This window comes from Afipia sp. OHSU_II-C1 (genome assembly GCF_000497575.1).
Taxonomy (GTDB): Bacteria; Pseudomonadota; Alphaproteobacteria; order Rhizobiales; family Xanthobacteraceae; genus Afipia.
Window position 1 is genome coordinate 475,835 of record NZ_APJI01000006.1, and the last position, 12,475, is coordinate 488,309.

Sequence of the window (12,475 nt, forward strand, 5' to 3'; positions counted from 1 at the left end):
TTCCCCATTTACAGGGTTGACTGAAATTATTTTCTATTTATGTATCTTGCAAGCGGCATAAAGAGAAAATTATTTCTTCTACGCTGCGCCGCAAAATTAGAATTTGGTACCACAAACAGCGCGCAAAAGAGATGCATCTTCTCATCACCCATCTGGATGGCGATCCGTCCCGTCTGAGGGCTGCTGCGTTCCGCGAAACCGATAGCCTTTGGGCGCCCGCCGCGTCCGGGATGGAGTAACGTCATGGCGTCTTCTTCCGCACCTTCCAAACTGTCCGTGCCTTCAATGGACCATCTGGACGAGCTCGAAGCGCAGAGCATCTACATTTTCCGGGAAGCCTTCGCGCGGCTGAAGAAGCTCGCGCTGCTGTGGTCGCTCGGCAAAGATTCCAATGTGATGATCTGGCTGGCGCGCAAGGCGTTCTTCGGCAAGGTGCCGTTCCCGGCGCTGCACGTCGACACCCAGAAGAAATTCCCCGAGATGTATGCCTTCCGCGATCAGTACGCGAAGGAATGGGGTCTCGATCTCAAGGTGGATTACTGCCCGCCGATCGAAGAGATCGATCCGACACTGCCGCCAGCCGCCCGCTCCGCCGCGCGCAAGACCGAAGGCCTGAAGCTGGCCCTCGCCAAATATGGCTTCGACGGACTGATCGCCGGCATCCGCCGTGACGAGGAAGCGACCCGCGCGAAAGAGCGCGTGTTCTCCCCACGCGGCCTTGAAGGCGGCTGGGACGTGCGCGACCAGCCCCCGGAATTCTGGGATCATTTCAACGCATCGCCGCCGCAAGGCGCTCACCTGCGCATCCATCCGATCCTGCATTGGACCGAGGAAGACATCTGGGCCTACACCCAGCGCGAAAACATTCCGATCATTCCGCTCTATCTATCGAACAACGGCAAGCGCTACCGCTCGCTGGGCGATCAGGACATCACCAATCCTGTGGTATCGGATGCCTCGAACATCGAGGAAATCCTGGCCGAACTGAAAGCCACGAAAGTGCCGGAGCGTGCCGGACGCGCGCTCGACCACGAAACCGAAGATGCCTTCGAGCGGCTTCGTGTCGCCGGTTATCTCTGACGTTAGATGAGCGCCCCGATGAACATCGCTGTTTCCAAAATCGAGTCCAAGGCTTCAATCGCCCCCGCGCCGCATAGTGCGACCCGTCCTCAGGTCCGCATCGTCATCGTCGGACACGTCGATCACGGCAAGTCGACGCTGGTCGGACGCCTGCTGCATGAAACAGGCAGCCTGCCCGACGGCAAGCTGGAGATGCTGAAGGCCGTCAGCGCAAGGCGCGGCATGCCGTTCGAATGGTCGTTTCTGCTCGACGCATTGCAGACCGAGCGCGACCAGGGCATCACCATCGACACCACGCAGATCCGCTTCCGCACCCCGTCGCGCGACGTGGTACTGATCGACGCGCCCGGCCACGCCGAATTCCTGCGCAACATGATCACCGGCGCCTCGCAGGCCGATGCCGCCGTACTGATCATCGACGCGCTTGAAGGCGTGCGCGACCAGACCCGCCGTCACGGCTATCTGCTGCATCTGCTCGGCGTCAAACAGGTCGCCGTCGTCGTCAACAAGATGGACCGCGTCGACTACGGCGCGGCGCGCTTCAAGGAGATCAGCGACGAAATTTCGGCGCATCTCACCGGGCTCGGCGTCACACCTACCGCGATCATCCCGATTTCGGCCCGCGACGGTGACGGCGTTGCCGAACGAACGCCCAACATCAAGTGGTACAGCGGACCCACGGTGGTCGAAGCGCTCGATGCGCTGACCCCGGCGCGCCCGCTCGACGAACTGACGCTGCGGTTTCCGGTGCAGGCGATCTACAAGTTCGACGACCGCCGTATCGTCGCCGGCCGCGTCGAATCCGGCAACATCGGCCCCGGTGATGAAATCGTCATCATGCCCGCAGGCAAGGTGGCCAAGGTCAAGTCGGTCGAGAGCTGGCCGCAGACCCCGCTGCTCGCACGGCAAGGTGCAGGCCGCTCGGTCGGCATCACGCTGGACCGCGAACTGTTTCTGGAGCGCGGCGACATCATCGCGCATTCGCATGCCACGCCCCGCGACACCCGCCGGCTTCACGCACGCATTTTCTGGCTGCACGACACGCCGCTGAAAGCGGGCATGTCGGTGCTGGTCCGCCTCGGCACCATGGAGACCCGCGCCACCATCGTCGAGATCAACAAGGCTGTCGATCCCGGCGAACTCGCCAGCGTCGAGACCTCTGCGATTGCGCGCAATCATGTCGGCGAGATCGACATCGCGCTGGCGAAGCCCGTTGCGGCCGACCCCTACACGGACAATCCGCGCACCGGACGCCTTGTGATTGAGGTGAACGGCCGGATCGCCGGTGGCGGCCTGGTGCTCAGCGTCGATTCCGGCCAGCGCGCCGAGCCGGTCGATATCGTGCCGGTCGAATCCGCGCTGCGGCCGGATGAGCGCTCCGCACGCTTCGGCCATGGCGGCGCCGTGGTCTGGCTGACCGGATTGCCGGGTTCGGGAAAATCAACGCTGGCGCGCGCGCTCGAACGCAAGCTGTTCACGCGCGGCGGCTCGCCGGTCCTGCTCGACGGCGACACCGTGCGCGCAGGCCTCAACCGCGACCTCGGATTCTCGCACGCCGACCGCACGGAAAACATCCGCCGCCTTGCCGAGGTGGCGACGCATCTGGCGCGCAACGGCCATATTGCCATTGTCGCCGCCGTCTCTCCCTCCAGCGACGACCGGGCACAGGCGCGGCACATCGCCGACGACCTGTTCCGCGAGGTCTATGTCGCGACACCGGCCGAGGTTTGCGAAAGCCGCGATCCGAAGGGCCACTACGCCAAGGCACGCGCCGGCAACCTGCCGAGCTTCACCGGCATCGCCAACGATTATCAGCCGCCTGCCAACGCCGAACTGACCATCGACACGTCGGCACGTTCGGTGGCGGACGCGGCCGACGAAATCGAACGGCTGCTGGCGAATACCGGCGTCCTGTTCGGCGAACTCGTCGATCTCGCCGCCAATATCTGAGCGTCTTCGACGCACGTCACAGGAGACCACATTGCGTAAGACCCTTATCGCTCTCGCCGCCAGCTTCGGTTTCATCACCGCGGCCCACGCGCAGACACCGAACACGCTTTTGAACGTGTCCTACGACATCGCCCGCGAGCTCTACGCGGCGATCAATGTCGAATTCGCCAAACAGTGGAAGGCCAAGACCGGACAGGACGTTACCATCAACCAGTCGCACAACGGCTCGACGCGTCAGGCCCGCGCCATCCTCGAAGGCCTTGAAGCCGACGTCGTGACCTTCAATCAGGTGCCGGACGTTCAGGTGCTGCACGACAAGGGCAAGCTCATTCCCGCCGACTGGCAGAAGCGGCTGCCGAACAATTCGTCTCCGTACTATTCGCTGCCGGCGTTCCTGGTGCGCGCAGGCAATCCGAAGAACATCAAGGACTGGGACGATCTGGTGAAGCCCGGCGTGCAGGTGATCTTCCCGAACCCGAAGACCTCGGGCAACGCCAAGTACACCTATCTGGCCGCCTATGCCTACGCCAAGACCAAGTATGACAGCGCCGAGAAGGCCGACGAGTTCGTCAAGAAGCTGTTCGCCAATGTCCCGGTGTTCGACACCGGCGGCCGCGCGGCGACCACCACCTTCGTCGAGCGCCAGACCGGCGACGTGCTGATCACCTTCGAGGCCGAGACCAACGGCATTCGCGACATCGCCGGCGCCGACAAGTATCAGGTCGTGGTGCCGTCGCAGAGCCTGCTGGCGGAATTTCCGGTGGCTGTGGTCGACAAGTATGCCGACAAGCACGGCACGCAGGCGCTCGCCAAGGCCTATCTGGAATTCCTGTACACGCCGGAAGGACAAACCATTCTGGCCAAACAGTACAATCGCGTGAACGACAAGTCGGTCGCCGAGAAGTTCAAGGACAAGTTCCCGGCGGTGAAGCTCGTCACCATCGAGAAGGAATTCGGCGGCTGGGACAAGGTCAACGCCGAGCACCTCAATCCCGGCGCGAAGCTCGATCAGTTGTTTGGCGGCGCGAACAGGTAAGGCGATTGTTTCGTCATTGCGAGCGAAGCGAAGCAATCCACCGAAGATGGATTGCTTCGTCGCTACGCTCCTCGCAATGACAGGGAAAGATCGTTCTTTCACTTCGGAAGTGGATGATTCAATTTGCGACGCCGGGTCATCCCAGGTTTCGGATTGGCGCTGGGCACGACGGTCCTCTATCTCGGGGCAATCGTCCTGCTCCCGCTTTGCGCGCTGCTGCTGAAAGCATCGGGCATCGGACTGACACAGCTTTGGGACATCCTGTCGTCGCCGCGCACGCTCTCGGCGATCCGGGTCACCGTGACGATGGCCTTCGCGGCCACGATCTTCAATGCCATTTATGGTTTGCTGCTAGCCTGGGTACTGGCGCGCTACGAGTTTCTCGGCAAGCGCATTCTCGACGCACTGGTCGATGTCCCGTTCGCGCTGCCGACCGCGGTTGCAGGCCTCGCCCTGACAGCGCTGTTCGCCAAGAACGGCTGGTTCGGTGCGCCGCTCGACAAAATCGGCATCGCGGTTGCCTACACGCCGCTCGGCATCGCGATGGCGATGGCCTTCACCAGCATCCCATTTGTTGTGCGCACGGTGCAGCCGGTGATCGAGGATCTCGGCTCGGAAGTCGAGGAAGCGGGCCGCTCGCTCGGCGCCAACGATTTCCAGATTTTGTGGAAGATCATCTTCCCTGCGATCTTCCCGGCCTTCCTTGCCGGCTGCTCACTGTCATTCGCCCGCAGCCTCGGCGAGTTCGGCGCGGTGATCTTCATTGCGGGCAACCAGCCGATGAAGACCGAAATCGTCGCGCTGCTGACCTACATCCGGCTTGAAGAATACAACTATGAGGCTGCGGCGGCGATTGCCACCGTCATGCTGCTGATGGCGTTCGTGATGCTGCTCTTCACCAACGTGGTGCAGGCCTGGCATCTGCGTTACGTTGGCCGCGGGGAAGTTTGATGTCGATTGCACCAGACCGCGCCAGCGAACAGGCCGAATGGATGCACCACCCGGTGGGTGGCGGCAAGGTCACGCGGCGGATCGTGCTGTGGACCGTGCTGGTTCTGACGGCATTTTTTCTGGTGGCACCGCTTGTGCTGATCGTCACGTCGGGTCTGTCATCCGGCGTCGGCGTTTTCATGCGCAACCTCACGGAACCCGCGACAGTCCACGCCATATTCCTGACGCTGCTGACGGCGCTGATCGTGGTGCCGATCAACATCCTGTTCGGCCTCGCGGCGGCGTGGACGGTGACCAAGTTCGATTTCCCCGGCCGCACGCTGCTGATCTCGCTGATCGAACTGCCCTACTCGATCTCGCCGATCGTCGCCGGTGTCGCCTATCTGTTCGTCTACGGCTCGCAGGGGCTGTTCGGACCGCTGCTAGAGTCGCTGGGCATCAAGGTGATGTTCGCACTGCCGGCGATCTTCCTGGCGAGCCTGTTCGTGACCGCACCCTTCGTTGCGCGCGAACTGATTCCGCTGATGCAGGTGCAGGGCACCGACGAGGAAGAAGCCGCGGTGACGCTCGGGGCGGGTGGCTTCACCACATTCTGGCGGGTGACGCTGCCGAACGTGAAATGGGCCGTGGTCTACGGCGCCATTCTCTGCAACGCGCGGGTGATGGGCGAGTTCGGCGCGGTCTCGGTAGTCTCGGGCAATATCCGTGGCCAGACCACCACCCTGCCGCTGCAGATCGAACTGCTCTATCAGGACTACAATGTCGCCGGGGCCTTCGCCGCCGCGACCGTGCTGACCGCCGTGGCGCTGATCACCATCCTGATCAAGATGGCGCTGGAACGCTACAGCAACGAAGTACCGCACAGCGGAATTGGCCACTAATCGCGGCAGAACTGCCTGCGAAATGCGCTGGTTGACGGCCCCTGCGGACGGGGTGGTATACGCCTTTCGGACGAGGGAAGGGCCTTCTCATGGGCCCGTCTTTGGCGCTAAAACCTTCCGCACGACGCCACTTTCCGTGGCCATCATCACCTTACCTGAGGCCTCAAAACAGCGTTTTAGAACGCCGTTTTCCGTGGGATTTATCATGAAACGTATCGACGCCAGCGGTCTGAAGATCGCTCCTGTTCTGTTCGACTTCATTGCCAAGGAAGCAACCGCCGGTACCGGCGTATCGACCGACGCCTTCTGGGCGGGCCTTGCCGGAATCGTCAAGGATCTGGCCCCCCGGACCCGCGAGCTGCTCGCCACCCGCGATGCGCTGCAGGCCAAGATCGACGGCTGGCACAAGGCGAACAAGGGCAAGGCGTTCGATATGAATGCCTACACCGCCTTCCTCAAGGAGATCGGCTACCTGCTGCCGGAGCCCGCCGCCAAGGAAGTGCAGACCGCGAATGTCGATGAAGAACTCGCCTCGATGTTCGGGCCGCAGCTTGTGGTGCCGCTCACCAATGCGCGCTATTCGCTGAATGCGGCGAACGCCCGCTGGGGCAGCCTCTATGATGCGCTCTACGGCACCGATGCGATCCCGCACGATCCAAGCGAAGGCGGCAAGGGCTACAACAAGGCACGCGGCGACAAGGTGATCGCCAAGGCCAAGGCGTTCCTCGATCAGGCCGTGCCGCTCGCGACCGGCAACCACAGCGACGTCACCGCCTATCACATCGAGCACGGCCAGCTTGCCGCCAAGCTCAAGAGCGGCAACGCCACCGCGCTCAAGAACAAGGCCCAGCTCGTCGGCTATCAGGGCGATGCCGCCTCGCCGACCTCGATCCTGCTGGTCAACAACGGCATGCACATCGATGTGCAGATCAACCGCAACAACACCATCGGCAAGGACGATCCGGCCGGCGTGGCCGACATGATTCTGGAATCGGCCGTCTCGACCATTCTCGACATGGAAGACTCGGTTGCCGCCGTCGATGCCGAGGACAAGGTTCTGGTCTATCGCAACGTGCTCGGCCTGATGGACGGCACGCTGTCGGCCGACTTCGAGAAGGGCGGCAAGACCCTGACCCGCGCGCTCAATGCCGACCGTGTCTACACCGCGGCAGACGGCAAGGGCGAAGTGAAGCTGCACGGCCGCAGCATGATGCTGATCCGCAACGTCGGCCATCACATGTTCACCGACGCCGTGCTCGACAGTTCGGGTGAGGAAATTCCGGAAGGCATTCTCGATGCCGCCGTCACCGGTCTGCTCGCGCTTCATGACCTGAAGGGCAAGGGCAAGCTGAAGAACAGCCGCAAGGGCTCGGTTTACATCGTCAAGCCGAAGATGCATGGCCCGGATGAAGTCGCGCTGACCGTCGATCTGTTCGGCCGCGTCGAAAAGATGCTCGGCCTTCCGGCCAACACGCTCAAGGTCGGCATCATGGACGAGGAACGCCGCACCACGGTGAATCTTCAGGCCTGCATCCAGAACGCAGCGCAGCGCATCTGCTTCATCAACACCGGCTTCCTCGACCGCACCGGCGACGAAATCCATACGTCGATGGAAGCAGGCCCGATGATCCGCAAGAACGACATGAAGGCGCAGCCCTGGATCAAGGCCTACGAGGACTGGAACGTGGACACCGGTCTGGCCAACGGCCTGCCGGGTCACGCCCAGGTCGGCAAGGGCATGTGGGCCGCGCCCGACAAGATGGCCGACATGCTGGCGCAGAAGATCGCGCATCCGCAGGCCGGCGCATCGACCGCGTGGGTCCCCTCGCCCACCGCCGCAACGCTGCACGCCCTGCACTATCATCAGGTCGACGTCGGCGCGCGCCAGAAGGAACTGAAGAGCCGTCCGAAGGCGAAGCTGTCGGACATCCTGACCATTCCGGTGTCGCAGTCGAACTGGGCGCCGGACGACGTCAAGCAGGAGATCGACAACAACTGCCAGGGCATCCTCGGTTATGTGGTGCGCTGGATCGATCAGGGCGTCGGCTGCTCCAAGGTGCCGGATATTCACGATGTCGGTCTGATGGAAGACCGCGCCACGCTGCGCATCTCCGCGCAGCATCTCGCCAACTGGCTGCATCAGGGCGTCGTCACCAAGGATCAGGTGATGGAATCCCTCAAGCGCATGGCGGCGATCGTGGACAAGCAGAACGCAGGCGATGCGCTCTACAAGCCGATGGCGCCGAAGTTCGACGGCGTGGCATTCCAGGCCGCGTGCGACCTGATCTTCAAGGGCCGCGAGCAGCCGAACGGCTACACCGAGTTCATCCTGCATGCGCGCCGCAAGGAAGCGAAAGCGGCAGGCTGATCGGCCGACTTCATTGACGTAAAGATGGAAACCCCGGCGCCCGCGCCGGGGTTTTTGTTTGAGCGGGCCCAGATACCAAGGCGTTCTGCGGTTCGTTTACGGTTTACGCCATCTTAACAACGCGTCGTGAATGATCGATTCGGTGGCACGCCTCGCGCTGACCACCCTCAAAGACGGTCCCGCCCTTCCTGCGCGAATGCAGGGCTCACACAAGGAAGAAGAACTCTATGCGTGCATCGCTTGCCACGAAGCTGTCCTCTATGGCCGCCATCGGCCTCGCCGCAGTCACCGGCGCCAGTCTCTGGATCGCGGACGCCAGCATCGAATCCGAACGGCAGGCGGTCGCACGGCAGGCCGAATTCAAGCAGTTGGGCGCCGATCTCGCCGCCGGCTCCGACTTGCTGACCAACGAGGCGCGGCGATACACCATCTTCGGTGAGAAGAAGCATTACGACGCCTATTGGCGCGAGGTAAATCAGACCAAAACCCGCGACCGCGTCGTCCAGCGCCTGACCCAGCTCGGCGCTCCGAAGGCTGAACTGGACTTGATCGAAAAGGCCAAGGCCAATTCCGACGCCCTGATCAAGACCGAGGAAGCGGCGATGGCCGCCGTGCAGAAAGGCGATCTCGAGCAGGCCCGCAAGCTGATGTTCGATGCGAACTACGATCGCAACAAGGCCGTGATCGTGCAGCCGCTGGATGAATTCCAGAGCAAGATGAACACCCGTGCCAGGCTCGAAGCGGAAAGCGCCCAGAGCCGCGCACGCTGGATGGGCAACATCGCCGAGGTGATGACCATCCTGTCCGCCCTCACTTTCATCGCGATCCTCTATTTCGTGTTCAACCGCCGTGTGGTCACGCCGCTGACTCAGCTTGTCACCGTCGTAACGCGCCTTGCCAAGCAGGACTACGCCGCCGAGGTGCCGAACACGCAGCGGCAGGACGAAATCGGCGACATGGCCCGCGCAGTGCAGATCTTCAAGCAGAACGGTATCGAGCGCGAAAGGCTCGAAGCTGAACAGCTCAACGAACGCACCGCCAAGGAACGGCGCGCCGCGCAGATGGAACGGCTGACGCTCGAGTTCGAAGGAAAGGTCGGCAATCTCGTTCAACTCCTGTCGAAGGCGTCGAGCGACATGCAGATGACAGCTCAATCGATGTCGGCCACCGCGGAAGAAACCAACCAGCAGTCCACCGCCGTTGCTTCCGCCGCGGAAACGGCATCGCTCAACGTCGAATCGGTCGCCGCGGCGGCAGAGGAGCTTTCATCGTCGATCGGTGAAATCAGCCGTCAGGTCACGCAGTCGGCGACCATTGCCAACACCGCAGTGGCCGAGGCTCAGCGCACCGACCAGACGGTGCAGGCGCTTGCCGAAGGAGCCCAGAAGATCGGCGAAGTGGTCACGCTGATCCAGACCATCGCGTCGCAGACCAACCTGCTTGCGCTCAATGCCACGATCGAAGCGGCTCGCGCGGGTGAAGCGGGACGTGGCTTTGCCGTCGTTGCGACGGAAGTCAAAAGCCTCGCCACCCAGACCGCCAAGGCCACCGAGGAAATCTCGGCGCTGGTGGACGAGATTCAGATCGCCACGCGCGATGCCGTCGGCGCGGTGCAGAACATCGGAACGACGATCAACGACATCAGCAAGATCGCGTCCGCCATCGCTGCCGCAGTCGAAGAGCAATCCGTCGCAACCAAGGAGATTGCCCAGAACGTGCAGCTCGCTTCGGCCGGCACCGCGGAAGTCACCGCCAACATTGGCGGCGTCCGGCAGGCTGCAACCGATACCGGTTCTGCTGCCGAGAAGGTACTTGGTGCGGCTGGCCGGTTGTCGCAACAGTCTGACGATTTGCAGAGCGAGGTTCGCGTGTTCCTCGGCAGCGTGAAGGCGGCTTAGCGGGAACGTTCACGCCACCGCATCGTTATCGGTCTTTCCAACACTGGAGGATGACGATGGATTGGAACCGCGTTGAAGGTAACTGGAAGCAGTTCAAGGGCGCCGCCAAGGAAAAATGGGGCAAGCTCACCGATGACGATCTCGATGTCATCGAGGGCCGCCGCGAACAGCTCGAAGGTAAGCTCCAGCAGCGCTACGGCTTCGCCAAGGATCAGATCCACAAGGACGTGGACGACTGGTTCAAGACGTTAAAGTAATCGCACCAGATTGATGAAAAGCCCCGGCATTCCGCCGGGGCTTTTTGTTTGTCACGAACCGGTCGCGACGACTAGAACACCGCGAGATATTTCAGGATCGAGATAATGCCGATGATAATGACAATGGCACGCACGATCTGCTTGGCGCGGCCGTCGATCGGCAGCAGATTGACGAGATAAAGAACGAGAATAACGACAAGAAACGTGATCAGGATACTGATAAGCAAAGACATGGTAACCCCTCATGATCGGTTCGGCTGGGTGCGAGAGCCATGTCCCGTATCCCGGCACGTCAACAATTCCGCTGAGGTTTGGTTCCCTTTAGGGAACAACGATCATGGTCATGCTTACTGCGCAGCGACGACAGGCAGCCGTTCGAATTTCGCGCGAACGGATTTCGGTGCCGGCGTAAAATTCAGCGCGGCGCTGCGGCGGCTATAGCCCGCAACCATCAGGCCATCCGCGCCGGCGACGATGTCGCCGCTGCGCAGGGTCGGATCATCTTCGATCTTGACCGGTGCCAGTCCGACGGAATCCTTGCCGTTACAGGTACAGCCGGCGACAAGCTCCTTGCGATAGCGGAACGCGTTCGGCAGATCCGAATACGATCGGCCGGTATCGCTCGACGCGTTGTCGATCGAGCCGCCGTGATAGATTTTCGTCTCGGTCGCAGGACAGAAGCTCTTGCAGGCCTCCGCTTTGGTCTGCCCGTCGGATGCGGTGACGGGGAAGTAACGGCCATCGCAAGTCCGCACGCAGTACGTCGTCGATCCGCCGCTGTAGCTGCCGCCATAGATGTTGACGCGCCGGTTTGGCTGCTGCCCGTCGCCGAACGGAGAAGCGAACGGCATCGACTCCGGCGGCGGGCTTGGACGCGCGTTATCATTGAAGGCGCCGCCGAAGAAGGACGAGAAAAAATCGCGGGCATGCGCTGAGGGTGCACCAGCTAACGCGACAAGCCCAATCGCGACGGCAGCCGCCATCGATCGGTAATACAACTTTCCCTGACGCATCATGCCCCCTTCAGCCTCGGTCCATCCGCTACACTGCATGCTCAAATTTTCGCTCAATACAATCCGGACAATTTGACGTTATGTGACGTGTGCGGCACCGTGTCGCTGACGCGAAGCGGCTTCGGCGCGCCTGCCCTCGGCACCACTCGTTCCTTGCTCACACCCGCTTCGAGACGGCTGCTCTTCGGCAGCACGATCACTTTGGTGCCGACGGTGACGCGGCTGGCCAGATCCTGCACGTCCTCATTGGTCAGGCGGATGCAGCCGCTGGAGACAAACTTTCCGATGGTCGAGGGATCGTTGGTGCCATGAATGCGATAGGAGCTGGTGCCGAGATACATCGCAGCAGCGCCCAGCGGATTTCCCGGACCGCCCGCAACGAACCGCGGCAGGTACGGCTGGCGTGCGATCATCTCCGCCGGCGGATGCCAGTCAGGCCACGCCGCCTTGCGCGAGACGGTCTGCACGCCCGACCACGTGAAGCCCTCTCGGCCGACGCCCACGCCATAGCGAATGGCGCGGCCCTGGCCCAGCACGTAGTAGAGCGTGGTGTTGCCGGTATCGATCACGATCGTGCCCGGCGCTTCGCGGCTTTCGAACGAGACGATCTTGCGCTGAAGCCGTTCGGGAAGAACCGTAGCGCCATCGTCTTCGGTCACGCCCGGCGAGGGCAGAGACTGCTGGTCCGACCAGAAGGTCCTTTCCGGCGCTCCCTGGTAAACACCTGCATATCCAAGCGTTTGCGACATCGCCGGGGTCGCCGCAAAGATCGGGAAAGCCAGCGCCGCGACGGTGAGACCGCGGGCGGATCGAAGGGACGCGGTGAAGATCCGGGAAGAATTTCGAGACACTGAATTCGCCTGTGCCGAATGTGTCATGACCTGCCCTCGGGTTCTGCGATGGCATCGTGTGATGCGGATACAGAGCGAACGCGGGCCTGCGGCTTTTGGTTCCGAACGCGCCTCGCCCCGAAATGATTTGTGAGAATCCGCAGCCGGCAGGTTCAAGCCGCGGCGGCGGAACATTGGGACTGCCTGCCGG

General features: G+C 62.2%; 12 protein-coding genes. 8 read left to right on the forward strand and 4 right to left on the reverse strand.

Annotation, left to right across the window (positions count from 1 at the left end; all coding sequences use genetic code 11):
• Positions 1-26 precede the first annotated feature (26 nt).
• Complete coding sequence (locus I554_RS27220; protein ID WP_152528594.1) at positions 27-245, reverse strand: hypothetical protein; 219 nt, start codon at positions 243-245, stop codon at positions 27-29.
• Here I554_RS27220 and cysD point away from each other — a divergent pair.
• From cysD to I554_RS0107570, 8 genes are all read left to right on the forward strand, one after another.
• The gene (gene cysD, locus I554_RS0107535; RefSeq protein WP_081710746.1) at positions 244-1,080 is read left to right on the forward strand and encodes a sulfate adenylyltransferase subunit CysD; all 837 of its coding nucleotides are present in this window, start codon (positions 244-246) and stop codon (positions 1,078-1,080) included. The two genes, I554_RS27220 and cysD, sit on opposite strands and share 2 nt — an antisense overlap.
• A gap of 18 nt (positions 1,081-1,098) precedes the next feature.
• Positions 1,099-3,030: an adenylyl-sulfate kinase gene (gene cysC / locus I554_RS0107540; protein WP_024576913.1), complete on the forward strand. Its 1,932-nt coding sequence runs from the start codon at positions 1,099-1,101 to the stop codon at positions 3,028-3,030.
• A 31-nt stretch (positions 3,031-3,061) separates the two neighbouring features.
• Positions 3,062-4,066, forward strand: a complete 1,005-nt coding sequence (gene cysP / locus I554_RS0107545) for a thiosulfate ABC transporter substrate-binding protein CysP (RefSeq protein WP_024576914.1) — start codon at positions 3,062-3,064, stop codon at positions 4,064-4,066.
• A 123-nt stretch (positions 4,067-4,189) separates the two neighbouring features.
• On the forward strand, positions 4,190-5,017 hold the full coding sequence (gene cysT / locus I554_RS0107550) for a sulfate ABC transporter permease subunit CysT (protein ID WP_024576915.1): 828 nt from the start codon (positions 4,190-4,192) through the stop codon (positions 5,015-5,017).
• Positions 5,017-5,898 carry a sulfate ABC transporter permease subunit CysW gene (gene cysW / locus I554_RS0107555; RefSeq protein WP_024576916.1) on the forward strand — a complete coding sequence of 294 codons (882 nt, stop codon included), beginning with the start codon at positions 5,017-5,019 and terminating at the stop codon, positions 5,896-5,898. The genes cysT and cysW overlap by 1 nt, the downstream gene beginning before the upstream one ends.
• 205 nt (positions 5,899-6,103) lie before the next feature.
• Positions 6,104-8,266, forward strand: a complete 2,163-nt coding sequence (locus I554_RS0107560; protein ID WP_024576917.1) for a malate synthase G — start codon at positions 6,104-6,106, stop codon at positions 8,264-8,266.
• A 227-nt stretch (positions 8,267-8,493) separates the two neighbouring features.
• Positions 8,494-10,164, forward strand: a complete 1,671-nt coding sequence (locus I554_RS0107565; RefSeq protein WP_024576918.1) for a HAMP domain-containing methyl-accepting chemotaxis protein — start codon at positions 8,494-8,496, stop codon at positions 10,162-10,164.
• 56 nt (positions 10,165-10,220) lie between these two features.
• Positions 10,221-10,421, forward strand: coding sequence for a CsbD family protein (locus tag I554_RS0107570; RefSeq protein WP_019199909.1), 201 nt, complete (start codon positions 10,221-10,223; stop codon positions 10,419-10,421).
• 71 nt (positions 10,422-10,492) lie between these two features.
• On the opposite strand, the gene I554_RS26820 is transcribed toward I554_RS0107570, so the two are convergent.
• From I554_RS26820 to I554_RS0107585, 3 genes are all read right to left on the reverse strand, one after another.
• A complete protein-coding gene (locus tag I554_RS26820) occupies positions 10,493-10,654 on the reverse strand; it encodes a Thivi_2564 family membrane protein (protein WP_152527659.1) in 162 nt (53 codons plus the stop codon).
• Between the two features lie 114 nt (positions 10,655-10,768).
• Positions 10,769-11,434 (reverse strand): DUF2865 domain-containing protein, encoded by a 666-nt coding sequence (locus tag I554_RS0107580; RefSeq protein ID WP_192817752.1) that lies wholly within the window; start codon positions 11,432-11,434, stop codon positions 10,769-10,771.
• A 53-nt stretch (positions 11,435-11,487) separates the two neighbouring features.
• Positions 11,488-12,312 carry a L,D-transpeptidase gene (locus I554_RS0107585; RefSeq protein WP_024576920.1) on the reverse strand — a complete coding sequence of 275 codons (825 nt, stop codon included), beginning with the start codon at positions 12,310-12,312 and terminating at the stop codon, positions 11,488-11,490.
• Positions 12,313-12,475: the final 163 nt, after the last annotated feature.